This window comes from Nocardioides cavernae, assembly GCF_016907475.1.
Lineage (GTDB): Bacteria > Actinomycetota > Actinomycetes > Propionibacteriales > Nocardioidaceae > Nocardioides > Nocardioides cavernae.
The window spans coordinates 2,627,843-2,651,991 of record NZ_JAFBCA010000001.1 but is presented as its reverse complement, the minus strand read 5'-3'; the positions used below and the strand labels follow the sequence as shown (position 1 = coordinate 2,651,991).

Annotated in this window: 28 protein-coding genes; 8 read left to right on the top strand and 20 right to left on the bottom strand. The window is 71.3% G+C overall.

The genetic code is table 11. From position 1 onward, the window contains the following. The first annotated feature begins 97 nt into the window (after positions 1-97). Complete coding sequence (locus tag JOD65_RS12455) at positions 98-1,288, top strand: IS110 family RNA-guided transposase (protein ID WP_204811019.1); 1,191 nt, start codon at positions 98-100, stop codon at positions 1,286-1,288. A 368-nt stretch (positions 1,289-1,656) separates the two neighbouring features. Beyond that, complete coding sequence (locus JOD65_RS12450; protein WP_191197042.1) at positions 1,657-1,923, top strand: hypothetical protein; 267 nt, start codon at positions 1,657-1,659, stop codon at positions 1,921-1,923. A 55-nt stretch (positions 1,924-1,978) separates the two neighbouring features. Here JOD65_RS12450 and JOD65_RS12445 read toward each other — a convergent pair whose 3' ends face one another. Further along, positions 1,979-2,503, bottom strand: a complete 525-nt coding sequence (locus JOD65_RS12445) for a P-loop nucleotide/nucleoside kinase family protein (RefSeq protein ID WP_307821370.1) — start codon at positions 2,501-2,503, stop codon at positions 1,979-1,981. Positions 2,504-2,999: 496 nt separating this feature from the next. Next, a complete protein-coding gene (locus JOD65_RS12440; protein WP_191197040.1) occupies positions 3,000-3,536 on the bottom strand; it encodes a hypothetical protein in 537 nt (178 codons plus the stop codon). 161 nt (positions 3,537-3,697) lie between these two features. On the opposite strand from JOD65_RS12440, the gene JOD65_RS12435 reads away from it, so the two are divergent. The 3 genes from JOD65_RS12435 (at position 3,698) to JOD65_RS12425 (ending at position 6,754) form a co-directional block, all read left to right on the top strand. Continuing rightward, positions 3,698-4,099 carry a hypothetical protein gene (locus JOD65_RS12435; protein ID WP_191197039.1) on the top strand — a complete coding sequence of 134 codons (402 nt, stop codon included), beginning with the start codon at positions 3,698-3,700 and terminating at the stop codon, positions 4,097-4,099. A gap of 307 nt (positions 4,100-4,406) precedes the next feature. Next, a complete protein-coding gene (locus JOD65_RS12430; RefSeq protein ID WP_191197038.1) occupies positions 4,407-5,201 on the top strand; it encodes an adenylate cyclase in 795 nt (264 codons plus the stop codon). A gap of 20 nt (positions 5,202-5,221) precedes the next feature. After that, complete coding sequence (locus tag JOD65_RS12425; RefSeq protein ID WP_191197037.1) at positions 5,222-6,754, top strand: Ppx/GppA phosphatase family protein; 1,533 nt, start codon at positions 5,222-5,224, stop codon at positions 6,752-6,754. Positions 6,755-6,775: 21 nt separating this feature from the next. On the opposite strand, the gene JOD65_RS12420 is transcribed toward JOD65_RS12425, so the two are convergent. Together JOD65_RS12420 and JOD65_RS12415 are read right to left on the bottom strand one after the other, a co-directional pair. Beyond that, positions 6,776-7,111 (bottom strand): hypothetical protein, encoded by a 336-nt coding sequence (locus JOD65_RS12420; RefSeq protein WP_191197036.1) that lies wholly within the window; start codon positions 7,109-7,111, stop codon positions 6,776-6,778. Then, entirely contained in the window at positions 7,108-7,296 is a 189-nt protein-coding gene (locus JOD65_RS12415; protein WP_204811145.1) for a hypothetical protein, read from the bottom strand. Before JOD65_RS12415 ends, JOD65_RS12420 begins: the two co-directional genes overlap by 4 nt. 151 nt (positions 7,297-7,447) lie before the next feature. Between JOD65_RS12415 and JOD65_RS12410 the strand changes: the two genes are divergently transcribed. Then, entirely contained in the window at positions 7,448-7,993 is a 546-nt protein-coding gene (locus JOD65_RS12410) for a GNAT family N-acetyltransferase (RefSeq protein WP_204811143.1), read from the top strand. A 148-nt stretch (positions 7,994-8,141) separates the two neighbouring features. On the opposite strand, the gene JOD65_RS12405 is transcribed toward JOD65_RS12410, so the two are convergent. Continuing rightward, entirely contained in the window at positions 8,142-8,981 is an 840-nt protein-coding gene (locus tag JOD65_RS12405) for a PhzF family phenazine biosynthesis protein (protein WP_191197034.1), read from the bottom strand. A 37-nt stretch (positions 8,982-9,018) separates the two neighbouring features. Then, positions 9,019-9,297, bottom strand: coding sequence for a hypothetical protein (locus JOD65_RS12400; protein WP_191197033.1), 279 nt, complete (start codon positions 9,295-9,297; stop codon positions 9,019-9,021). Positions 9,298-9,378: 81 nt separating this feature from the next. Between JOD65_RS12400 and JOD65_RS12395 the strand changes: the two genes are divergently transcribed. Beyond that, positions 9,379-9,804, top strand: a complete 426-nt coding sequence (locus JOD65_RS12395; protein ID WP_204811141.1) for a hypothetical protein — start codon at positions 9,379-9,381, stop codon at positions 9,802-9,804. 13 nt (positions 9,805-9,817) lie between these two features. Then, a complete protein-coding gene (locus JOD65_RS12390) occupies positions 9,818-10,597 on the top strand; it encodes a helix-turn-helix domain-containing protein (RefSeq protein ID WP_191197032.1) in 780 nt (259 codons plus the stop codon). On the opposite strand, the gene JOD65_RS12385 is transcribed toward JOD65_RS12390, so the two are convergent. Genes JOD65_RS12385 through JOD65_RS12320 form a run of 14 tightly spaced genes read right to left on the bottom strand, consistent with a single transcriptional unit; the run spans position 10,594 to position 24,142 of the window. Further along, positions 10,594-11,025: a type II 3-dehydroquinate dehydratase gene (locus tag JOD65_RS12385; RefSeq protein ID WP_191197031.1), complete on the bottom strand. Its 432-nt coding sequence runs from the start codon at positions 11,023-11,025 to the stop codon at positions 10,594-10,596. The two genes, JOD65_RS12390 and JOD65_RS12385, sit on opposite strands and share 4 nt — an antisense overlap. Then, entirely contained in the window at positions 11,022-11,840 is an 819-nt protein-coding gene (locus JOD65_RS24035; RefSeq protein WP_191197030.1) for a ribonuclease FAU-1 family protein, read from the bottom strand. The genes JOD65_RS12385 and JOD65_RS24035 overlap by 4 nt, the downstream gene beginning before the upstream one ends. Beyond that, positions 11,837-13,039 carry a 3-dehydroquinate synthase gene (gene aroB / locus JOD65_RS12375; RefSeq protein WP_191197029.1) on the bottom strand — a complete coding sequence of 401 codons (1,203 nt, stop codon included), beginning with the start codon at positions 13,037-13,039 and terminating at the stop codon, positions 11,837-11,839. The genes JOD65_RS24035 and aroB overlap by 4 nt, the downstream gene beginning before the upstream one ends. Further along, entirely contained in the window at positions 13,036-13,536 is a 501-nt protein-coding gene (locus tag JOD65_RS12370) for a shikimate kinase (protein WP_191197028.1), read from the bottom strand. The genes aroB and JOD65_RS12370 overlap by 4 nt, the downstream gene beginning before the upstream one ends. Positions 13,537-13,543: 7 nt before the next feature. Beyond that, positions 13,544-14,722 carry a chorismate synthase gene (gene aroC, locus JOD65_RS12365; protein ID WP_191197027.1) on the bottom strand — a complete coding sequence of 393 codons (1,179 nt, stop codon included), beginning with the start codon at positions 14,720-14,722 and terminating at the stop codon, positions 13,544-13,546. A gap of 12 nt (positions 14,723-14,734) precedes the next feature. After that, complete coding sequence (locus tag JOD65_RS12360; protein ID WP_191197026.1) at positions 14,735-15,490, bottom strand: prepilin peptidase; 756 nt, start codon at positions 15,488-15,490, stop codon at positions 14,735-14,737. Between the two features lie 8 nt (positions 15,491-15,498). Beyond that, complete coding sequence (locus JOD65_RS12355) at positions 15,499-16,320, bottom strand: shikimate dehydrogenase (RefSeq protein WP_307821131.1); 822 nt, start codon at positions 16,318-16,320, stop codon at positions 15,499-15,501. Beyond that, positions 16,314-17,501, bottom strand: coding sequence for an endolytic transglycosylase MltG (mltG, locus tag JOD65_RS12350; RefSeq protein WP_191197025.1), 1,188 nt, complete (start codon positions 17,499-17,501; stop codon positions 16,314-16,316). The genes JOD65_RS12355 and mltG overlap by 7 nt, the downstream gene beginning before the upstream one ends. Next, positions 17,494-17,961: a Holliday junction resolvase RuvX gene (ruvX, locus tag JOD65_RS12345; RefSeq protein ID WP_191197024.1), complete on the bottom strand. Its 468-nt coding sequence runs from the start codon at positions 17,959-17,961 to the stop codon at positions 17,494-17,496. The genes mltG and ruvX overlap by 8 nt, the downstream gene beginning before the upstream one ends. A 2-nt stretch (positions 17,962-17,963) precedes the next feature. Then, complete coding sequence (alaS, locus tag JOD65_RS12340; protein ID WP_191197023.1) at positions 17,964-20,663, bottom strand: alanine--tRNA ligase; 2,700 nt, start codon at positions 20,661-20,663, stop codon at positions 17,964-17,966. Further along, complete coding sequence (locus JOD65_RS12335) at positions 20,663-20,935, bottom strand: DUF6167 family protein (protein ID WP_191197022.1); 273 nt, start codon at positions 20,933-20,935, stop codon at positions 20,663-20,665. The genes alaS and JOD65_RS12335 overlap by 1 nt, the downstream gene beginning before the upstream one ends. Further along, positions 20,935-21,453, bottom strand: a complete 519-nt coding sequence (locus JOD65_RS12330; RefSeq protein WP_191197021.1) for a hypothetical protein — start codon at positions 21,451-21,453, stop codon at positions 20,935-20,937. The genes JOD65_RS12335 and JOD65_RS12330 overlap by 1 nt, the downstream gene beginning before the upstream one ends. Before the next feature lie 29 nt (positions 21,454-21,482). Next, a complete protein-coding gene (locus JOD65_RS12325; RefSeq protein ID WP_191197020.1) occupies positions 21,483-23,153 on the bottom strand; it encodes an alpha-amylase family protein in 1,671 nt (556 codons plus the stop codon). 32 nt (positions 23,154-23,185) lie between these two features. Then, entirely contained in the window at positions 23,186-24,142 is a 957-nt protein-coding gene (locus JOD65_RS12320; RefSeq protein ID WP_191197019.1) for a TIGR03885 family FMN-dependent LLM class oxidoreductase, read from the bottom strand. Between the last annotated feature and the right edge of the window lie 7 nt (positions 24,143-24,149).

The following is a 24,149-nucleotide window of genomic DNA, read 5'->3' as shown; positions in this document are numbered from 1 at the left end:
CAGGGCCAGGAGAGGCTCAAGAGGGGTTTGTCCAGCTCGAAGCAGCGTTGCCCTCCCGGCTCGACAACCGAACAGGTTTCGAGGATCGGAGGAGCTGATGAAGGACGAAAGCGGTCGTGTGGTGATCGGGATGGACCCACACAAACGGTCGGTGACGATCGAGGTGATGACAGCCGACGACACCGTCCTCGGTGGCGGCCGATACGGCACTGACGAAGCCGGGTTCGCCGACATGGGGCGCTATGTCAGCCAGTTCCCTGATCGTGTCTGGGCGATCGAAGGCTGCTCCGGCATCGGGCATCACGTCGCAGTTCGGCTGCTCGCCGCGGGCGAGGACGTCGTCGACGTCCCGCCGAAGCTGTCCGCGCGCACGAGGGTGTTCGCGACCGGTCAGGGACGCAAGACCGACGCCACTGACGCCCACTCGGTCGCGCTGGTCGGGACCCGGATGGCCGGGTTGCGGCCGGTCGTGAATGACGAGCAGCTCGCGGTCCTACGTCTGCTGGTCGACCGCCGTCGTTCGCTGGGTGAGGAGCACAGCCGCAAGACCTCGCAGCTGCACCAGCTGCTGCTCGAGCTGATCCCGGGCGGTGCGAAGCGGGACCTGTCCGCGGCTCAGGCGAAGGCGCTGCTGGCCAAGGTCCGTCCACGCGATGTGGTCGGCAAGACCCGACGGCGCGTGGCCGCGGAGCTGGTTGCGGACCTGGAACGGATCTACGCGCGGAAGAAGGCCGCGAACAAGGAGCTCACCGAGCTGGTCGCGGCCACCGGCACCGGACTGCTGGACCTGCACGGCATCGGCCCTACTGGCGCCGCGCGCTTGTTGGTTGAGGTCGGTGACATCACTCGGTTCCCGAACAAGGCGCACTTCGCGTCCTGGAACGGCACGGCCCCAATCGACGCATCCTCCGGGGACCACACGCGCCACCGGTTGTCGCGTGCCGGGAACCGTCAGATCAACCGCGTGCTGCACACCATGGCCCGCGTCCAGCTCCGCAACCCGACGCCCGGGCGCGAGTACTACGACCGCAAGAAGGCCGACGGCAAGGCGCCGATGGAAGCGATGCGCTGCGTCAAACGCCGGCTGTCCGACATCGTCTTCAAGACCATGCTCGACGACGCCGTCCGATCTTCCCCACCACTCGAAGGGACGGGCCCGGGAGGACACCGGGGCAACGACTCTGACTCCAGCGCGACCGGCTCACAGCCCCACACCGGCTCTTCGGACAAGTCACTTCCCGGACCCGCCACCACCGATCCTAGAACCCCGCTTCCCGCAGCGTCTTGACACAGAGGGGAGCCAGATCCGCGCGCTGATCGCGGCAGATGCGGATGTTCGCAGCCGCTCTCGGCGGGCAGGTCCGGGGTCGTGCGAGCGAAGAGAACAGTCGAGCATCGCCCCACAGAAGAGAGCCAGACATCTCAGTCGTTGTGAGACAGTGCGCGGACATCCATCACCCGGAGAGTGCCATGGCCTTCAACGCAGGTCGCCGATCGCGACGCCTGGGCAACTGGGTTGTCGGGGGCACTCTGGGGGTGACTCTCGTGCTGGGCGGGTGCTCCGACGAAGGAGGCTTGTCCACGCCGACGGCACAGGACGCATCATCGCCCGACAGCCCGAGCGCCTCATCGGCAACAGCATCTCCGACCCCAGGCATGCAGGTCATCGAACTCGACCTCTCTCGCGACACGATGGAGACGGGCGACGAGTCCGTCGAGGTGCGAGCGGGCGAGAAGTTTGCACTGCAGGTCACCGCGGGCGCCGCGATGAAGGGAGCGATCTACGTGCACTCTTCTCCCGAGCAGACGTTCAACTATCAAGGTGGCACGTCCGCGTTCGTGATGAGCATTGACCAGCCGGGCCTGGTCGACGTGGTGGCGGACCACTCGGGCGAAGTGATCGTCCAACTCAAGGTCGTTTGACGAGATCCTCGGCAGATCCGCGCGCCATCAGCGGCAGATCCGGACGTCGGTGCAGCTAGGTCCGAGGGAGCCCAGCCTCCAGCAGTGAGAGCACCTCTCCAACCAACGAGTCGGCATCGAGTGGCCCTGCTGTGTTGACGCGGACCAAGTCGCCCACACCCAAGGGGCCGCGGAACGTTTCGCGCATGCGGCGCACGCCCTCCGCCATCTCCTCCAGCGATCGGATCGGGTCGTGGTGCCCGGGGTGACGCCTGCGACGCTCGAACCTGGCCACCGCCATCTCGATCGGACAATCGCAGAACACCTCGACAATCGACGAGGCAATACCGCGCAACCTTGCTGGCGACGAGTCGTGATCCCACCAGTTCACGACGATCGATGTCTTCGATGCCTCGGCAAGGGCGTACAGCACCTCGTCGCTTGCTCTGCTGAGCCGGTATCGATCATCCGGTTCCGGACACCCGAGGCTGTCGAACAGGGCCTCAAGGATCGCATCCTTGTCGATCAGCGGCAGGCCCAGCCGTTCGCCGAGAGCCGTGCCCACCGTCGTCTTCCCACTCGCAGGGAGACCCGAGATCACTACGAGTCGCGCCCGCACGCTCCCATCCTGTCACTTCGCGTGGCAGTGCGGGTGAGGCGCGAAGCTTGGCGTCGGCAGGTCCGAACGCATCGCGGCAGATTCGGATGTTCCGGTGTTCGGCTTCCGAACCGGCGAGGGGCAGCGGATGATGGACGCAGGAGGTCCGGCATGGACATGGGTCTGTGGGCCCTGGTGTGGCTGCTTGTTGCGTGCGCAGCCCTCGCGGGTGTCCTTGGCTTCTGGCATGACCGGACACATCGGCCGGGGCGCGAGCGGCTCCTGACACGCGAGCCGTATGACGTCTTGCGCGCCACGACCATGTCGAACTACTACGTAAGCAACCACGAAACAGAGTGGTGAGCCGGACCTGTTCCTTGGGATCTCAGGACGAGCCTGACGTCCGCAGGGGTCCCGGTGTCCGAGCTCATCGCGGCAGATCCGGGCGTTGCATCCCCGCGCGGGACCGGTGCCGGCTGCAAGGATCTGCGACGCGTGGTCAGTCAGACCCGGAGTAGGAGCCGTCATCACGAGGGAAGGCACCGTTGGCTTCCAATATCTCCAGGCCGGTCATGCCAGCGTCACGCAATGCTTCCCGAACCTCCCCGCTGATCACCACTCGGCCCGTGCGTCGCCCTCGGCGCATGCTGTGCACCGGGCCGGGAGCATCGACCTCCTCCAGCACCGAGAGATACCCCTCGACGGGCGATCCGTTCCTGAAGCGGACATCGGCTGGCCAGGTCTGCAGGCGAGCGCCGCACGACTCAAGCACCGCACACATGCGTTCGCTGTACACCTTCAGCCCATCCCCGTAGTGCCAAACCGCGTCGACCAGCCGCTTGCCGTAATGGTCCCGATGCGGCATGAAGTACCACTCGACGTCTTGAACTCCCGGCGGCCCTTCGGTGGCGAGGACTTCATGAACCGGCTTGCCTGACGGCGTCTTCCAGACGCCGTACTCGGGCGCCGTCGGCCCCGCCAACGACACCCACAGATCTCTTGTCGCGCCAGCCGGGCCCATCTCGAACCAACTCACGCTTAGGAACATAGCGTCCGCGGCTGTCCTCGGACGTTCCCGATCCCCACGCGCACCACGCCCGAGGCCGGTAGTTCACACATCCGCTCATCGGCAGATTAGTGCGCTCATCGCGGCAGATCCGGACGTCGCCGGTGGGAAGATGCGGGACACTCACTCCCGTGAACACGTGGCAGACGAGGCGTCCGCTGTGGTGGGGCCTCTTGTTGCTCATGGATCGCGAAGCCTCGGACGTACCGGCTCTTACAGCCGACGTGGTGTCGTTCTCCCGAACCGGCTTGGCTGTGAAGGTGCTTCACGCGCAAGACGTTGACCTGAGCGGATACGGCGGCGACGACGTGAGTCCCCCGGCGCAGGTGCAGATCGAAGTCATTTTCGGCGACGGTGCACCCGAGAGCCCGGCGTCCAGCGGCGTGATCGACGTCCCGTCAGGCGTGCTCACCGTCGGAGACGCCGAACTGCAAGACACGGTTGAGATTGGACCTGGCCGGTGGGCAGCACAGGTCGAGTGCACCCCTCGTGAGAATGCCGAGAAGGTCTGCGTCTGGTTACAAGCCGTGTAGGAACAGATGCACTCATCTCGGCAGATCAGGGCGTTCACAGTTCCTGCTTGGCAGGTCGGTCGCCATGCCAAGATCGCGCTTCATCGAGCCGCCGGGTTCGCCTCATGGGACAGGTAGGAAACGGATGTTCTACAACCCGTCGGGTGGAGTGGAACAGCCAGCCTCCGGCAGCTTCCTCCCCCATGCCGGAGGGAAGCCGTGGCTGCACGTCACACGCTCCGGGTGATGCCGTGCGCCGCGCGGCGCTGGACAGTGTTCGGGGCAGTGTCGTGGTGGCGCGACCTCCCGTCGACGAAGGGAGCGAAGGATGTCTGGCACCTCCGACGAGCCAGCGGCTCGACTCACCGATGCCCAGGTCGGCGAGGTGTTGGCACTGGCAAGGGACGCGGACAGCGTCGAGCTCAAGATGACGGTGCCGGACTCCTACCGACGACAGGCGGCCGCTGCCCTGGGGGTCGACCCGCTCGACGCGCAGATCCGGCAGGTGTACTTCTTCGACACCCCCGACCTGGCCCTCAACGCGGTCGGCGTGGTCGTCCGGGCTCGCCGGGTCCAGGGGCGGGGGGACGACTCCGTGGTCAAGCTGAGGCCGGTGGTCCCTGCGGACGTCCAGGAGGAGCGGGCGTCAGACAACCTGGTGGTCGAGGTCGACGCCATGCCGGGTGGCTTCGTCTGCTCGGCGTCCATGAAGGGCGTGCTCGGCTCGAAGGCGGTCAAGGAGGTCGCAGCAGGACACAAGGGGATCCGCACGCTGTTCTCCAAGGAGCAGCGGTCGTTCTACAAGGCGCACGCACCCGAGGGTGTGGCGCTGGACGACTTGTCCATCCTCGGGCCCATCACGGTCTTCAAGCTCAAGATCCGCCCTCCGGAGCTGAGCATGCGCATCGTCGCGGAGCTCTGGTTCTATCCCGACGGGTCGAGGATCCTCGAGCTGTCGGCAAAAGCTGCGCCCGCTGAGGCATTCCAGGCCACGGCAGAGCTGAGGGCCTTCCTGGCCGCCAAGGGCCTGGACGTCTCGGGCGAGCAGCAGACGAAGACGAAGACGGCGCTCGAGTTCTTCGCTGCCGAGCTCTCCGGCGAGCCAGCCGCCGCGCCGGCGTGATCCCTTCGGGTCGACAGTCCATGACCGACCACCCGGTCCACCCGTCCGCGCCCGCCGTCGTACCTCGGTGGGAGTGGCGCACGTTCGGCAACGACCTCGACGCCCTCGACGCCCTGGCACCGCTGCGGACCGCAGCACCCGTCGAGAGCGACGAGACCTACGTCCTTTCGATGTACGGCGACGCTTCCGTCAAGGTCCGCGACGGCGTCCTGGACGTCAAGGTCCTGCAGCAGGTGAGCGGCGCCGGGCTGCAGCTGTGGGTGCCGACGATGAAGGCCCCCTTCCCGCTCGATACCGGAGCGGTCGCCGCTGCCTTCGCGGCTCTTGGTGCGCCACCGCCGGAGACCCGGCGGACCGAGCTCGGCCTGGATCAGCTGGTGGAGGACCTGGTCGCTCCGCGCGACGACCTGCGCGTCGTGGCGATCCACAAGGGCCGTCGCCGCTCCATCGTGGACGACTGCATGGTCGAGCTCACCGCGGTGAGCGCCGAAGGGAGGACCGTCACGACCGTCGCCGTGGAGTCCCCCGACCCGGACCTCGTGTCGCGGACGATCGGCCGGCTGGGGCTCGACGGTCGACCCAACGTCTGCGTGGCCAGGGGGCTCAAGTCGGTGCTCGGGTGGGGACCGAGGCGGTTCGCCGTCCTCGACGTCGGCACCAACTCGGTCAAGTTCGCGCGCGGTCGCCGCGACGAGGGTGGCACCCCGCGGATCGAGGAGGAGACCGCCGTGGTCACCAGGCTCGGCGAGGGCCTGGTGGCGGCAGGTGGGCTGACCCCGGCCTCGATGAGCCGCACGGTCGACGCGATCGGAGACCTGGTCGACGACGCCCGACGTGACGGTCCGCTCGACATCGTCGCCGTGGGCACCGCGGGGATACGACAGGCGCCGAACCGGGACGAGCTCCTGGCGGCCGTCCTCAGCCGCTGCGGGGTCACCGTGGAGGTCATCTCAGGCCGGGACGAGGCGCGGCTCGCCTACATGGCCGCCGTGTCGACCCTCCCGCTGTCAGGCGACCGACTCCTGGTGTTCGACTCCGGCGGCGGCAGCAGCCAGTTCACCTCCGGGAGCGTGGACCGGATCGAGGAGCAGTTCAGCGTCGACGTGGGCGCCGTGCGGTTCGCCGAGCGCTTCGGGCTCGCGGCCGCCGTACCCCGCGAGACCGTCGACGCAGCGCTCGACGCGATCGCGGCCGAGCTCGCCGAGCTGGGGGACCGACCGCGACCGGACATGGTGATCGCGATCGGGGGCACCTCCACCAACCTGGCAGCCATCAAGCACGGCCTGGACCGCTACGACCCGGACACCGTCCACGGGACCGTCCTGGACGCGACCGACGTGGACGGACAGATCGAGGCGTTCCGGACCCGCTCCACGGAACAACGGCGTGGGATCGCCGGCCTGCAACCGGCCCGCGCCGAGGTGATCCTCGCCGGCGCGTGCATCGTCCGCACGATCCTCACGCTCACGCGCCAGGACGCCCTGACCGTCAGCGACCGCGGGTTGCGGCACGGTGTCATCGCGGAGAGGTTCGGCTCCCCGCAGCCTCCGTAGGGGCAGCGGAGCGGCGTCGACTCAGCCGCGTGCTCGCAGCTCGTCGGCGGCCAGGCGCAGGTCGCGCCAGTCGGTGACGGCGAGCCGCGATGCCGAGGCCAGCTGCGCGAGGTCGCCCGAAGCGACCGTCCAGACGTCCTCGACGACCTCGGTCGGCGGCGCCGCGTCGCCGTGGCTGTCGTGCCAGGCGAGCTCGAGGAGGTCGAGCAGGTCGAGGGCTGCGTCGGCCCGGTCGCCGAACTCCAGCGTCGCGCGGTCGCGTGCGCCCTCGCGTCGCTCGTCCCTGCTGCGCGCCGCGACCGAGTGCGGGACGCGTCCGCCGCTGCCGGCGCCCACAGCGCCGTCCCGGACCATCACCAGACAGGCCGTCGCGGTCGGACCGTGCTCATCGTGTGCAGCAGCGCGTCGCGGCGGACCGCTCGCACCTCACCCAGCTTCACCTGGCACTCCCAGCACCGGTCGGTCGGCACGCAGCACATGGCGTCGCGGACCTCTGCTTCCAGCTGATCGGCGTGGGCGCTCCTGCTCAGGACGCTTCCCATGGTCTTCCTCCCCTGTCGTTGCTCTTCGAGTGTGACCGGGGCGCCGACACGGCCGCATCAGCATTACTACCGATGTCTGGACCGGTGGGCCGGACCGACCGGAGCCGACCGGAGCCGGCCGGACCGCTTCGCGCGGCGATATCCTGCCGGCGTGCCCGTGACCGTACGCCGTGCGAGCGAGGCCGACGTCGAGGGCCTGTCCCGGCTCGCGGCGCTCACCTTCCCCCTCGCCTGCACCCCGCAGACGCCGGCCGACCTCCTCGCGGCCCACATCGCCACCCGGCTCGACCCGGCGAGCTTCCGCCGCCACCTCGGCGACCCGGCCTGCACCGTGCTCCTCGCCGAGGACGAGACGGGCGCAGACCCGGTCGGCTACACGATGCTGCTCCTCGAGGAGCCGTCCGACCCGGACGTCGCGCGAGCGATCCGCCACCGCCCCACCGTCGAGCTGGTGCGCTGCTACGTCCACCCGGAGCACCACGGCTCGGGGACGGCGGGGCTCCTGATGGAGCACACGCTCGCGGCGGCTGCTGGCACCGGGGCGCGAGGGGCCTGGTTGGGGGTCAGCGAGGAGAACGCCCGTGCCAACGCCTTCTACGCCCGCCACGGCTTCGAGCCGGTCGGACGCAAGAGGTTCCTCATCGGGGATGCCTGGGAGGACGACGTCGTGCGCGAGCGTGTGCTCCGCACGCCGTAGCCGTCCACCCGGGTCCTTGCCGGTCCATACCGGTCCAGGCATCTCGCGGACAGCAGCCGGCGTTTCCCCTAGTCTCGGTGCCGGACCCAGCCCTCGGTGCCTCTGGCCGACCGTCGGGCGAGTTCGTCCGTCCGCCCGGCCGCGCCGGCTAGAGATCCACCTCGCCGACGATCCGGGTGGTCGCGTCGCCCGAGACCCACACCTGGTCGGCGACGGACTCGAGCCGGACCCGCCCCTCACGCCCGATGACGCTGCCCTGGCGAGAGGTGTACGACGACGGCAGCGCGCCGGTGCCGATGAGCCACTGGGCCAGCCCGGCGTTGGCGCTCCCCGTGACCGGGTCCTCCCCGAAGTCCCGGCCGTCGGCGTAGAACGCACGCACCTCGACGTCGGCACCGAGCTCCTCGGCGGACGTCGCGTCCCAGCGACCGAGGACCGTCACCTTGAGGTCGGCGAAGGTGGCGATGTCGGGCACGACGCCGACGACCGCGTCCGCCGAGCCGAGGTCGACGCCGACCCAGCCGGGGCCGTTGTCGATCCATGCCATGTCCTCGACGGCCGCGTCGGTGACGCCGAGCGCGCGCACGATGCGGGCCCGCAGGTCCGCGTCGACCGGGCCGGACCGGCGCAGGGGCGGGGCGGCGAACCCGAGCCGTGGCGAGCGTCGTACGTCGACGAGCCCGGCGCCGCACTCCTGCACCACCACGTCGCCACGGGGCACTCCCCCGGCCTCCAGCCACGCGTGGGCGCTGCCGATGGTGGGGTGCCCCGCGAACGGCAGCTCGCCGGACGTCGTCCAGATCCGCACGCGGTAGTCGGCGGCAGGGTCGGTCGGCGCGGACAGGAACGTCGTCTCGGAGAGGTTGGTCCACCGCGCGAAGCGCGCCATCTGCTCATCGGTGAGGCCGTCGGCGTCGTGCACGACCGCGAGCGGGTTGCCGAGCCACGGCTCGGCGCTGAAGACATCGACCTGGCGGAAGGGCAGCACCCGGCGATCCAAGCACAGCGCACGACAGGAGTGGACGTCAGGCGTGGGCCGCCCACCTGCGGGCCGCTTCGTCCGCGGCCGCCGCGACCAGTGCGTCCAGCTCGGGCCGGTCCGGCACCGGGAACGAGACGTAGGCGCCCCGTCCCCCGGCGACCGGACGTCCGTATGCCTTCGCCGCGAGCGTGCCGTCGGGCAGCATCCTGATCGTCAGCGACTGGAGCTCGAACTCCTCGCCGCGGCGCGTGTCACGCCAGCGCAGCTCCTCGGGGATCACGACGTTGATGGCGAGGGCACTCAGGTCCACCGGTGCGTCCATGGCGCGATCGTCCCACCTCGCGGCGCCGTCATGACCTCGGACGTCATGGCCCTGCGGCCCGACCGCGACCAGCCTGAGGTCATGACCACCACACAGCAGACCCGGACCACGACCACCACGACACGCGACGGGCAGGGGATCACCACCCCCGTCGCCGGTGCCTTCCTCCTCGTCGACGCCGTCACGACCGGCGTCAACGGACTCGCGTACGCCGTCGCCGGCGGCTGGCTCGCCGAGTGGTTCGGCGCGCCCGAGGCGCTCGTCCGCTCCGTCGGCGGGTTCCTCCTCCTCGTCGCTGCGGGCGTCGCCGTCCTCGCCACCCGACGACCCGTCCCGCGACGCGGGGTGGCCGCGCTGGCGGCGCTCAACGTCGTCTGGGTCGTCGCCAGCCTCGGCTACGCCGCGCTGGGCGGGCTCACCACGCTCGGTGTCGTCTGGACCGTGCTGCAGGCTGTCGTCGTCGGCGCCTTCGCCGCCGGACAGCTGTGGCTGGCGCGGAAGGGCTGACAGAGTGACCACCATGGCCCTCGACGTCCCCCTCGAGGCGCCCGCGCCGACCGACGTGGGCTCCCTCGTGCGGCACTGGCGCCAGCGACGGCGCCTGTCCCAGCAGGCGCTGTCCGACCAGTGCGGCGTGTCCACCCGACACCTGTCCTACATCGAGACCGGCAGGGCGCGCCCGAGCGCGACGATGGTCGGGCAGCTCAGCGAGGCGCTGGCCGTCCCGCTGCGCGAGCGCCGCCGGCTCTTCACCGCGGCGGGCTTCGTCCCCGACACGTCGGAGCTGCCCCTCGGCGCTCCCGCCCTGGCGGACGTGAACGAGGCGCTGGAGCAGATCCTCGCCGGGCACGAGCCGTACCCGGCGCTCGTCATCGACGGGGGCTGGGACCTCGTCACCGCCAACGACGCCGCCTACCGCCTGCTCGCGGACGTGCCGGCCGAGCTGCTGGAGCCTCCGGTCAACGTCGTACGGCTGAGCCTGGACCCCCGCGGCCTCGCGCCCCGCATCGCCAACCTCGACGAGTGGCGCGCGGCGATCCTGTCGCGCATCCGGCACGAGCACGACACCACCGGCGACCCCCGCCTCGCGGCCCTGCTCGCCGAGTTCCCGGTCCGGGGTCCGCAGCCCACGCCGGGGATCGTGCTCACGCTACGGCTGAGCGTCGGCGGCCACGTGCTGTCGTTCCTCACGACCACGACGGTCTTCGGCACGCCCGGTGACGTCACGGTGGCGGAGCTGGCGATCGAGGCGCTCTACCCCGCCGACCCGGCCACCCGCGCGCTGCTGGGCTCGACCTAGGCGTCGGCCAGCACCTCGAGCGCCTGCCGGTAGCCGTCGATGCCCTGCCCGGCGATCGTCGCCACCGCGTGCGGCTCGATGACCGAGGTGTGGCGGAACTCCTCGGCGCGCTGCTTGGGGTCGGAGATGTGCACCTCGACCATCGGCGCGGTCAGCTGGGCGCAGGCGTCCCAGAGCGCGAGGGAGTAGTGGGTCCATGCACCGGCGTTGAGCACGACACGAAGGCCGTCGTCGGCGGCGGTGTTCAGCCAGTCGAGGAGCTCGCCCTCGTGGTTGGTCTGGCGGACCTCGACCTCGAGACCCAGGTCGCGCCCCCACTCGACGCACTGGTGGGCGAGCTCGGCGTGGGTGGTCGAGCCGTAGATCTCCGGCTGTCGACGGCCGAGCCGGCCCAGGTTGGGGCCGTTGAGGACGAGCACCTTCGTCATGACGGCAGCGTAGTGGCGCGGGCGCGTCGGACCTCGTCGGAGTCGGGGAGCGACGGGACGGTCCAGTCTGCAGGCGGCTGCCACGAGGTCCACTCCTCATCGAGCGGCCAGGCGCCGCCCTCGACCAGCTCTTCGCGAGCCCACTCCGCCACCGCCCTGACCTCAGCGGCGACCTCGGGCGAGCAGTGCCCCGACCCCACCGCGGCGTCGAGCTCGTCGGCGTCCTTCAGCCAGAGGTCGCCGGCGGCATCGAGCCAGAGGTCGAGGACCAGGTCGCGCGTCGCGCTGACCCCGTCTCGACGCCTGTGCGTCAGCTCGAGGTTGACGTAGTGGCCGGCGTGCGCGCCGTCGTCCTCCCGGAACACCCAGACCGACCACGGCCTGCCCGTGGGGGCGATGCGCACGACGCCGCTGCCGCTCCACCGGCGGAGCACCGGTCCCCGCGGGACACCGAAGCGCTCGGCGAGCGGCACGTCGCGCAGCGCCCGTCCGTCCACCGGCGCCATGCCGACCTGCTCCGTGCCCTCGGCCAGCCAGGCGACCAGCCCGCGCTCGTCGTCGCGCACCACGCGCATCGGGTCCGTACCGTGGCCGTAACGCCAGAGCACCACCTGCCCCGGCTCGAGGAACGGGCCGGTCCCGGCGTCGGACCAGTCCTCGTCGCCCCCGACGAGGCGGTGCTCCTCCAGCACTGCCAGGTCAACTGGACGGCGCACGGACCCTCCGGTCAGGAGCTGCATGGTGCTGCCCGAGTCGCTGACGGCGGTGTCGCCGTCGGGCGGAGGGGTGGTCGCGTGGTCCGAGAGGTCGCTCACCCGGCGGAGGTTATCGCGGCGTAGGCGGCGCGCAGGTCGTCCTCGCTGGGCCCGGCGAGGATCCGCGGCGTGGCGAGGTCGTCCAGCACGACGAAGCGCAGCTGCGAGCCGCGTGCCTTCTTGTCGACCTTCATCGCGGCGTGCAGGTCGTCGAAGGAGGCGGCGTCGTACGTCGTCGGCAGCCCGACGCGGGACAGCGCGGCGCGGTGCCGCTCGACGAGGGCGGGGTCGAGGCTGCCGGCCCGGGCGGCGAGCTCGGCGACGTAGACGCACCCGATCGCGACGGCCTCGCCGTGGCGGACGGCGTAGTCGCTGGTGCGCTCGATCGCGTGGGCGAGGGTGTGGCCGTAGTTGAGGATCTCGCGACCGGGGTGGCCGTCGGCGCCGCCGGTCTCCTTGAGGTCGTCGACGACGACGTCAACCTTGACCCGGATCGCCCGCTCGACGAGCTCGCGCAGCTCGGCGGAGTCCCAGGTCAGGTCAGCCGGGTCGGTGCCCTCGACGATGTCGAGGATGGCGGGGTCGGCGATGAAGCCGCACTTCACGACCTCGCCCAGCCCGGCGACGAGCTCCTCGTGCGGCAGCGTCTCCAGCAGCGCCAGGTCGCACAGCACGCCGGCGGGCTCGTGGAAGGACCCGACGAGGTTCTTGCCGGCGCCGGTGTTGATGCCGGTCTTGCCGCCGACCGCCGCATCGACCATGGCCAGCAGGGTGGTGGGCACGTGGACGACACGGACGCCGCGCAGCCACGTCGCGGCGACGAACCCACCGAGGTCGGTGGTCGCTCCCCCGCCGATGGTCACGACCGCGTCGGACCGGGTGAAGCCGGCCTCGCCGAGGGCCTCCCAGCAGTCGGACGCGACGGGCGCGGTCTTGGCCCGCTCGCCGTCGGGGAGGCCGAGCGCGAGGACGTCGTAGTGCTCCACCAGGGCGTCGACCACCGGGTCGGCCAGCTCGCCCAGCGTGCCGGCGTAGAGCACCGCGACCCGCTCGACCGACCCACCCAGCAGCGCGGGCAGCCGCTCGGGCAGCCCGTGGCCGACGACGACGTCGTAGGGGGCGGCACCGCCGACGTGCAGCACGGTGTCGCCGGACTCCTGCCGGACCGGTGGGTCGGACGTCCGGGTCTGGTGCTGGTTCCGCTGCTGGGCCCGCTGCTGGGTCCGCTGCTGCTGCTTCCGGGTGTGGCGCTTCGTCATCCGAGCAGCCTCCGGACCTCGGCCGCCACCTCGTCGGCGGTGCGGCCGTCGGTGTCGACGGTGTGGGCTGACACGGACTCGTAGACGGGGGTGCGCTCGTCGAGGAGCGCCTTGATGCGCGCGCGCACGTTGCCGAGCAGCAGCGGGCGCCCGACCCCGAGGCCGACCCGCTTGACGGCGTCGGAGAGGCCGACCCGCAGGAACACCACCGGCATCCCGGCCAGCAGCTCGCGCGTCTCCGGACGCAGGACCGCACCACCGCCGAGCGCCAGCACGCCGTCGTGCTCCGCGAGCGCAGCAGTGACCGCGGCGGCCTCGAGGTCGCGGAAGTGGTCCTCGCCCGACTCGACGAAGATGTCCGAGATCTCGCGGCCGGTGGTGGCCTCGATGTCGGCGTCGGTGTCGCGCACGGGCAGGTCCCAGGCGTCGCCGAGCAGCCCGGCGACCGTCGTCTTGCCGGCACCCATGGGGCCGACCAGCACCACGCGCGGGCTCATCGGAGGCTCACCGGAAACGGAGGGTGTCGAGGTAGGACTCGGCGTTGCGCCGGGTCTCCTGCACCGAGTCGCCGCCGAACTTCTCCACCACGGCGTCGGCCAGCACGAGCGCGACCATCGCCTCGGCGACGATGCCGGCCGCGGGAACGGCACAGACGTCGGAGCGCTGGTGGTGCGCGACGGTCGCTTCACCGGTGGCCACGTCGACGGTGCGCAGCGCCTTCGGCACGGTGGCGATGGGCTTCATCGCGGCGCGCACCCGCAGCACCTCACCGGTGGACATGCCGCCCTCGGTGCCGCCGGAGCGACCGGAGGTGCGGCGCAGGCCGTCGTCGGTCGTGACGATCTCGTCGTGCGCGAGCGAGCCGGGGGTGTCGGCGAGCTCGAAGCCGTCGCCGACCTCGACACCCTTGATCGCCTGGATGCCCATCAACGCGCCGGCGAGCCGGGCGTCGAGCCGGCGGTCCCAGTGCACGTGCGAGCCGAGGCCCGGCGGGAGGCCGTGGACGACGACCTCGACGACGCCGCCGAGGGTGTCGCCGTCCTTGTGGGCCTGGTCGATCCGGGCGACCATCGCGGCGCTGGCCTCGGGGTCGAGGCAGCGGACCTCGTCGGCGTCGAGCCGCTCGACGTCGTCGGGAGCGGGTACGAGGCCCGCGGGCGCCTTGACGCCGCCGAGCGAGACGACGTGGGAGACGACCCGTGCGCCGACGGCCTGCTCGAGGAAGTTGGACGCCACGCGGCCGAGCGCGACGCGGGCCGCGGTCTCGCGGGCGGACGCGCGCTCGAGGATGGGACGGGCCTCGTCGAAGTCGTACTTCTGCATGCCGACGAGGTCGGCGTGACCGGGCCGCGGACGGGTCAGCTTGGCGTTGCGGGCGAGCGCCTCGAGCTCGACGGGGTCGACCGGGTCGGCCGACATCACCTTCTCCCACTTGGGCCACTCGGTGTTGCCGACCTCGATGGCCACCGGGCCGCCCTGGGTCTCACCGTGGCGCACGCCGCCGAGCACGCGGACCTGGTCCTGCTCGAACTTCATCCGGGCGCCGCGGCCGTAGCCGAGCCGGCGCCGGGCCAGCGAGTCGGCGAGGTCGTCGGTCGTGACGCGGACGTGGGCGGGCAGCCCCTCGAGGATCGCCACCAGCGAGGGACCGTGGGACTCGCCTGCTGTGAGCCATCGGAGCATGGGGGAAGTCTCTCAGCCCCACATGCGCGCAGCGAGCGCAGTCCCCCAGACGAGACCCACCAGCGCGCCACCGACCATGAACGGCCCGAAGGGGAACGACCTCTTGAGCAGGCTGCGGTCGCGTCGCGCCAGCAGCACGACGAGCGCCGGGACGACGAACAACATGAAGCTGGCCCACAGCCCGATCGCCAGCGCGCCCCACCCGGTCCAGCCGAGCACCAGCCCGACCGGAGCGGCCAGCCGCACGTCGCCGAAGCCCATCCCGGCCGACCGCACGAACCACAGCACCCAGAAGAACGACCGCGCGAGCACCATCGCGATGAGCGCGCGCACGAGGGCGTCGCGCTCCCCCGTCGCGAGGCCCACCGCCGTCACCACGACGATCGCGGCGAGGGTGACGGGCACGACGACGACGCGGGGCAGCAGGCGGGTGTGCCAGTCGATCACCGACAGGGCGACCGCCACCGGGGTCAGCGGTACCAGCCACAGCAGCGGCCAGTCGAGCCCCGTGGCCGCGCCGAGCAGCGCCCCTGCCACGGCCGCCTGCAGCGCGCTGCGCCACGCCAGCCCAGGTCGGGCCGCGATGTCGGCGTAGAGCATCTTGGGGGGCTCGTCCGCGGGTGGCGCGTCAGCCGCCGCCTGCTTCGGCGCGGGCTCGGGCACGCGCGCGATCAGCCGAGGGACCAGCAGGCCGCCCAGCCCGGCGAGCAGGGCCGCGACGAGCGCGGCGAGCGCGGCGAGCGCAGGGTCGGTCAGGGTGTCGGTCACGGGGTCATTCAACCGGCACTGCGCGCCGCAAGGGCGCGTTCGCCTGCTTCTCGCAGGACGTCGACCGCGACCGTCCGTCCGGTGAACAGCTCGACCTGCAGCACCGCCTGGTGCACGAGGAGGTCCAGCCCACCGACGACCGTCCGGTCCGCAGCCGCGGCGACGAGGGGCGTGGGCCACGGGTCGTACAGCACGTCGAAGACGACCGGCACGTCCGCACAGGTCGCGACCAGCTCGGGCGTCTGCGCCGACGCCGGGACGGTCGACACCACGACGTCGGAGCCGGCGGGTCCGGCGCCCAGCGTCGACACCACGACCTCGGGCGCAGCCGGGTGCGCCCGGAGGGCGGCGAGGGTCTCGGCCGCCCGGGCCTCCTCCCGCACCGCCACGACGATCGTGCGCACACCGAGGTCGGCCAGCGCGAGCCCGACCGATGTCGCTGTCGCCCCACCGCCGAGGATCGTCGCCGTCGCCAGCGGGGTCGACGTGCGCTCACGGATGGCGGCGACCGCGCCGGGCAGGTCGGTGTTGTCGCCGACCCGGGTGCCGTCGTCCTCGAGCACGAGCGTGTTGACGGCACCGGCCAGGCGCGCCCTGTCGGTGAGCCGGTCGACGAGCGGCAGCGCCTCGCGCTTGAGGGGCATGGTCAGCGAGAGCCCGCGCCACTCCCCCCCGAGCCCCGACAGGAACTCCCCCAGGTCGCCGGAGCCGACCCGGTGGGCGTCGTAGGTCCAGTCCAGTCCCAGCTCGGCGTACGCCGCCCGGTGCAGCGCCGGCGACAGCGAGTGGGCGATCGGGTCGCCCAGCACGCCGCAGCGCCGGGTCAGCACCGGTCGGAGGTCTCGCAGTAGGTCTTGTACTCGTCGCGGCCCTCGAGGAAGCCGTCGTAGTCCTCGTAGAACTTGGTCTCACCCGTGGAGAGGTCGACCGTGACGTAGTAGTACCAGTCACCGTCGGCCGGGTTGGCGGCTGCTGCGATGGCGTCGTCACCCGGCGCCTCGATCGGCGTCGGCGGGAGCCCGGCGTTGATGCGCGTGTTGTAGGGCGTGTCCTCGGCCAGCTGCTCCGGCGTCAGCTCGGTCGATCCGGGCGACAGCCCGAGGCCGTAGGCGATCGAGGCGTCGATGCCGAGCGTGCCGTTGGTGCCGCCCTTGTCGCCGGGCCCGTCGAGACGGTTGTAGATGACGCGGGAGATCTTGGGCATGTCGTCGCCGCGGCCCTCGGCCTCGATGAGCGAGGCGATGATCATCAGCTCGCCGGGAGTGTGCCCGAGCTCGGCGGCCTTGGCCTCGAGGTCGGCGGCTTCCGCGGCCTCGCGCCAGCGGTCGACCATCATCTTGAGGATGCGGACCGGCTTCATGCCGGGCTTGATCTCGTAGGTGGCCGGGAACAGGTAGCCCTCGGCGTTGCCCTCGGCGTAGTCGGGCAGTCCGAGCTTGTCGGGCTGGTCGAGCGCCTTGTTCCACGCCTGCTCGGGGAAGTCGGTGTTCTCCGCGAGCGTCGAGACGATCTCGGTGAGCCGGAGGCCCTCGGGGATCGTGACGGTCGGGAACCCGATGAGGTTGGCGGGGTCGATGAGGACCTCGAGGGCGTCGGCTGCCTTCATCTCCTTCTGGAGCTCGTAGGCACCGACCTGGATGCCGGCCGCGTCGGGCTCCCCGGCGGCCGCGTCGATGAAGGCCTGGACCGACTTGGTGACGCCGTCGGCCTTGAGGTTGCGGCCGATCTGGGCGGTCGAGTCGCCCTCGTTGACGGTGAACTCGACCGAGCCCGAGCCCGGCCCCGGGTAGTCGTCGGGACCCTGGAACTGGTCGGCGACCCACGAGACGCCCTGGGTCAGCGCGACGTAGAACCCCCCGAGGAGCACCACGAGCGCGACCAGCACCGCGACGCAGCCCTTGAGGCCGCGTCCCTTGCGGCGCTTGCCCCCCGGGACGTAGTCGTTGTCCCGGAGCTCCTCGCGCTCGCCCGAACGCACGTCCTCGTCCGGACGGGTCTCGTGCTCACTCATCTGTCTTGGTCACCTCGACGATCTCTCCCGGTGCGTGTCCACTCGACCGCTCCGTGTCCAGTGCAGTCTGCAGGATCAGCACGGCCGCTGCCTGATCGACAACGGCGCGTCGCTTGGCCCCGTGGCGACCCTGCTCGCGCAGGATCGACTCGGCCGACACTGTGGTCAGTCGTTCATCACACAGCCTGACGGGCACGGGGGCAACTCGGCGAGCCAGTCGGCCGGCGAGCGCACGCGCCTTCTCCGCCGCCGGGCCCTCGGTCCCGTTGAGCGAGCGCGGCAGGCCCACCACGACCTCCACCGCCTCCATCTCGGCGACGAGCTGTGCGAGCCGTCGTACGTCTCCCCTGCCGCTGCGCACCGTCTCGACAGGGGTGGCGAGGAAGCCGGAGGGGTCGCTCCTCGCGACGCCGATCCGGGCGTCGCCCGGGTCGACGCCGAGCCGCACGCCGGTCCGCATCTTCAGCCCTGCACCTTCTCCGCGACCTCACGGGTCACCAGCGCGAGGGCCTCGTCGATGCGCGAGGCGTCGGTGCCGCCGCCCTGGGCGACGTCGTCCTTGCCGCCGCCCTTGCCGCCGAGGATGGGCCCGACAGTGCGGACCAGCTCGCCGGCGGACAGCCCGCGGGCACGCGCCTCGTCGTTGGTGGCGGCCACGACCGACACCTTCCCGTCGGCCTGACCGATGATGACCACGACACCGGGCTCGCCCTGGGGCAGCCGGCCGCGCACGTCCATCGCCAGGTTGCGTACGTCGCCGCCGGCGGCGCCGTCGGCGCGGTGGGCCACGACCTTGACCGGGCCGACCTGCGCCGCGCCGGCCGCCAGCTCGGCGCTGGCGCCGAGCAGTTGGGCGAGCCGGGCCTTCTCCAGCTCCTTCTCGGCAGTCCGGAGGCGCTCGGTGAGGCCCTGCACCCGGCCGACCAGGTCGTCCGGCTGGGTCTTGAGCAGGCCGGTGAGCTGGGCGACGACGTCGCGCTCGCGGGCGAGGTAGCCGAAGCCCTCGACGCCGGTGAGCGCCTCGATGCGACGGTTGCCCGAGCCGACGCTGGTCTCGCCCGTCACCACGACGGTGCCGATCTGCGAGGCGTGGGCGACGTGGGTGCCGCCGCAGAGCTCGCGCGACCAGGGCCCGCCGATCTCGACGACCCGCACCTTGGTGTTGTCGTACGTCTCTCCGAAGAGCGCGATGGCGCCCCACTCCTTGGCCTGCTCGAGGGTCATGTAGTCCCACGACACGGGCAGGTCGGCGCGCAGCGCCTGCTGGGAGACGAGCTCGATGTCACGGACCTGCTCGGGGCTCAGCGCCTGCGTCCAGCCGAAGTCGAGGCGGAGGTAGCCCGGTCGGTTGTAGGAGCCCGACTGCAACGCGGTGGGGCCGAGCACCTCGCGGAGGGCGGCGTGCACGACGTGGGTGCCGGAGTGCGCCTGGCGCGCGCCGGTGCGCCACTCCGGGTCGACACGGGCATGGACCTCGCGCCCGGGGTCGAGCTCGCCCTCGAGCACGCGCACCTGGTGCACGACCAGGCCCTTGATCGGACGCTGGACGTCGAGCACCTCGAGGCGACCGCCGTCGAAGACGATCGTGCCGGCGTCGGCCACCTGCCCGCCGGACTCGGCGTAGAAGGGAGTGCGGTCGAGCACCAGCTCGCCGACCTCACCCTCCGCGAGGCGCGGCACGGACGCGCCGCCGCTCAGCAGCGCGAGTGGGCGCGACTCGGTCTCGAGCGTCTCGTAGGCCAGCCACTCCGTGGGACCGAACTCGTCGAAGACGCCGCGGTAGACGGCCGTGTCGCCGTGGGAGCCCTTCTTGGCGCGGGCGTCGGCCTTCGCGCGCTCGCGCTGCTCGGCCATCAGGCCGCGGAAACCCTGCTCGTCGACGGAGAGGCCCTGCTCGGCCGCCATCTCGAGGGTGAGGTCGATGGGGAAGCCGTAGGTGTCGTGGAGCGCGAAGGCGCGCTCGCCGGACAGGGTCGAACCACCGGTGCCCTTCACCTCGGTCGCGGCCTGGTCGAAGATCTGCGTGCCGGCCTGGAGCGTCTTGCGGAACGCGTCCTCCTCGGCATAGGCCACCTGCGAGATGCGGGGCCAGTCGGTGAGGAGGTTGTCGTAGGTCTCCCCCATCCTGTCGCGGGAGATCGGCATCAGCTCGGGCAGCACCCGGTCCTCGCAACCGAGCAGGCGCATGGAGCGGACCGCGCGGCGCAGCAGCCGGCGAAGGACGTAGCCCCGGCCGTCGTTGCCGGGCGTGACGCCGTCACCGATCAGCATCATCGATGAACGGACGTGGTCGGCGACCACGCGGAACCGGACGTCGTCGTCGTGGTCGGCGCCGTAGCGCTTGCCGGTGAGCTCCTCAGCCCTCTGGATGACGGGGTAGACCACGTCGATCTCGTACATGTTCTGCTTGCCCTGGAGCAGGAACGCGACCCGGTCGAGGCCCATGCCGGTGTCGATGTTCTTCTTGGGCAGGGAGCCGGAGATGTCGAAGTCCGACTTCGAGCGGACGGCGCTCAGCTCGTCCTGCATGAAGACGAGGTTCCAGATCTCGAGCAGCCGGTCCTCGAGCTCGCCGGGCATGTCGGGGCCGAGCGTGGCCACGTCGAAGTCGGGACCCCACTCGGGCCCGCGGTCGTAGAGGATCTCCGAGCACGGTCCGCCGGGCCCGGGCACGCCCATCGACCAGTAGTTCTCCTTGGGGCCGAGCTGGACGATCCGCTCCCGCGGCAGCCCCGTGACCTCCGTCCAGAGCCCGATCGCCTCCTCGTCGCCAGCGAGCACCGACGGGTAGAGACGGTCCTTCTCCAGGCCGTAGCCGCCGTCCTCGACGGGCTTGGTGATCAGGTCCCAGGCCAGCTCGATGGCGCCCTTCTTGAAGTAGTCGCCGAAGGAGAAGTTGCCGCACATCTCGAAGAACGTGCCGTGGCGGGTGGTCTTGCCGACGTCCTCGATGTCGGGGGTCCGCACGCACTTCTGGATGCTGGTGGCGCGGTCGTACGGCGGCGTCTCCTGCCCCAGGAAGTAGGGCTTGAACGGCACCATGCCGGCCGGGACGAACAGCAGGTTGGGGTCGTCGGCGAGCAGCGAGGCGGAGGGCACCACGGCGTGTCCGGCGGCCTCGAAGTGCGCGAGGAAGCGGCGGCGGATCTCGGCGGTGTCCATCAGTTCTCGTTCTCCTGGGTGGTGCGTGCGGTCAGTTCAGGTGGGCCGGGCTCGTGAGAAGTGGGCCGCAGACCGAGCTGCTCGCGCAACTCCGTTTCGCGCTCGGCACGGCCCTGCTGGACCTCCTCGGCGAAGAGCCGGGCGCCGGCCTGCCAGCCGCGGACACGGTCGCGCAGGCCGTCGGCGGTGAGGGCCTCGGCGGCGCGGCGGGCGCGGGCAGCGGCGTACACCCCGACCCCCGCCCCGGCGACGAACCAGAGAGGGCGTCCCATCAGGCGACGTCCTCCCCGAACGATCCCGGGCCTCCGTCGCGCGCGGCGGCCCGCTCACGGGCCCGGAACTCGCGCAGTGCCTGCTTCATCTCGGCGCGGCGGTCGCGCCCGGCACGCCGGGTCTCCTGCCGCACCTCGAAGCGGATCCGGTTGCGGGTCTCGGGCGACAGCGCCCGGCGCAGGCCGTGGGTCCAGCCGGCCGCCTTCACCACGGTCTCGCGGGCGACGATGTCGGTGAAGAGACGGCCGTCGATCGGCCGTGCCACCGGCACGGACCCGGCGGACGGCGCGTCGTCGTCGCGTGGGCCGCCCACCTGGGTGATCACGAAGGCAGCCGTGTCGGTCTCGGTGACCGAGGGCACCTGCGCTGCCGGGGCCGGGGGCACGGTGACGCGCTCGGAGAGCGAGGCCACGAGGGACTCGGCCCGGCGGGCCCGGCGGTGCGCGAGCAGGGCGACGACGAGCGCGACGAGCGCCACTGCGCCCGCTGCACCCAGCCCCACCTGCTCCGTCGTCACGGCGCCGAGCCTACAAGCCCTGCAGAGGCTCACGGGATGGCGAGGTCACCCGCTGGGCGCACCCGCAGCCAGCGGAACCCGTAGCCCTCCAGCGCGACTCGGGTCGTCGCCGCACCGGTGACCACCTCCTCGGCCATCAGGTCCACCGCCTCGAGGCCGTCATCGCGGGGATCGATCGGTACGTCGACGGTGACCGGGTCTGCGCCGAGGTTGTGCACCGTCACGACCGCGCTGCCGTCGAGCTGGCACCGCTGCACCAGCACCTGCGCGGACGGCTGGTCGACGACGCTCCACGTCCCCCATCCCAGCTCCGGACAGGTGCGCCGGATGCTGATGAGCTTGCGCATGAAGCTCCACAGCGAGTCCGGGTCGTGCACCTGGGAGACGACGTTGACGTGCTCGGGCCCGCAGGCGCCCGGCACGACCCGCTGAACCAGGCGCGACGGAGCAGCCGTGGAGAAGCCACCGTTACGACCGGCGCTCCACTGCATCGGCGTGCGCACGGCCATCCGCCCGTCCGCCGCGAGGTCCTCCCCCATCCCGATCTCCTCGCCGTAGTAGAGCGTGGGCGTGCCGGGCAGGGAGAACATCAGGCTGTAGGCCATCCGGATCCGTCGCGGGTCACCGCCGAGCATGGTGGGGAGCCGCCGCTTGAGGCCGCGGTCGTAGAGCTGCATCTCGGGCTCCGGACCGAAGGCCGCGAACACCTCAGCACGCTCGGCGTCGCCGAGCTTGTCGAGCGTGAGCTCGTCGTGGTTGCGCAGGAACGTCGCCCACTGGCAGGTCACTCCGATGGCCGGCCGCTCCTGGAGCGCGGTCACGATCGGTCCGGCGTCCTCGCGGGCCAGGGCGAGGTAGGTCGCCTGCATGCCGATGAAGTCGAACTGCATCTGCAGCTCGTCGGCCGAGTCCCCACCGAAGAAGTCGAGCTGCTGCGGGTGCGCCAGGTTCACCTCGCCGAGCATCATCGCGTGCCCGGCGCGTCGGTTGAGGAAGCCGCGGATGGTCCGCATGAGCTCGTGCGGGTCGACGACCAGGGCAGGGTCGCCGATGTTCTTCGCGTTCTGCTCCAGGAACGGGATCCCGTCGACCCGGAACCCGTCGAAGCCCAGCTCCAGCCAGAACCCGACGACCCGCAGGATCTCGTCGACCACCTCGGGGTTGGCGAGGTTGAGGTCGGGCTGGTGCTTGTAGAAGTTGTGGAGGTACCACTCGCCCGTGCGGTCGTCGAGCTCCCAGATGGAGTCCTCCCGGTCGGGGAAGACGACCAGCTTCGAGGTGTCCGGCGGTTCGGTGTCCCTCCAGACGTAGTGGTCGCGGTAGCGGTTGGACGTGCTGCGCCGCGCGGCCTGGAACCACGGGTGCCGGTCCGAGGTGTGGTTGACGACCAGGTCGGCGATGACGTTGATGCCACGGTCGTGCGCGGTGCGGATCACCTCGACCAGCTGGCCGTGGTTGCCCAGGCGTGGGTCGACGCCGTAGAAGTCGGTCAGGTCGTATCCGTCGTCGCGGTCGGGGCTCGGGTAGAACGGCATCAGCCACAGGCAGGTGATGCCCAGCTCCGCGAGGTAGTCGATGCGCTGCGCCAGACCCTCCAGGTCACCCGTGCCGTCGCCGTCGGCGTCGTAGAAGGTCTCGACGTCGAGGCAGTAGATCACCGCGCTCTTCCACCACAGGTCGCTCGTGTCCGTCACTCGCACGGACCCACACAAGCAGACCGGGCGCGCCGGCGTCAGCCCCGAAGGGCGGGCAGGACGTGCTCGCCGAACGCGTCGAGGAAGCCTGCCTGCTCCTGTCCCACGAAGTGCAGGTAGACGTCGTCGAAGCCGACGGACGCAAGCTCGGCGATCCGGTCACGGTGCCACCCGAGGTCCTCCGACACCTCGACCGAGCGTCGTACGCCCTCGATGCCGACGTGCTCGGCCATCACGTCGAACGCCTCAGGGGTCTCGGTGTCCCAGTTGACCGGCTCGGTGAAGACGTTGGTGCGCCACTGGTCGAGCGCGATCCCCTCGGCCTCATCCTGCGTCGGCGCCCACGACAGGTGCACCTGGAGCGACAATGGCCCCGCGCCCCCGGCATCGCGGTAGGCCGCGACGAGGTCGCGCAGCACGCCGACCGGCTGGTTGATGGTGACGAGACCGTCAGCCCATCCCGCCACGCGGGCCGCGGACGCCACCGACACTGCGGGCGCGATGAGCCGCGGCTGCACCTGCGGCAGGTCCCACAGCCGGGCCCGGTCGACGGTGACGAGGCCGTCGTGGGTGACCTCCTCGCCGGCGAGGAGGCGACGGATCACGTCGACGCACTCCTCCAGGCGGCGCGTGCGCTCCTCCTTCGGTGGCCAGCGGTCGCCGGTGATGTGCTCGTTGCTCGCCTCGCCACTGCCGAGGGCGGTCCAGAACCGCCCCGGGAACATCTCGGCCAGGGTGGCGATCTTCTGGGCGACGACGGCGGGGTGGTAGCGCTGCCCCGGTGCGCACACGCAGCCGAGCTCGAGCTCCGTCGTGGCCAGGGCGGCCCCCAGCCAGCTCCAGGCATAGCCGGAGTGGCCCTGCCGGGTGCCCCACGGGGCGATGTGGTCCGAGCACATGGCCATCTCGAACCCGGCCTGTTCGGCGTGCTGGACGTCGCTCAGCAGTCGCGAGGGAGCGATCTGCTCGTGGGAGGCGTGGAACCCGAGGCGCATCCCGTCA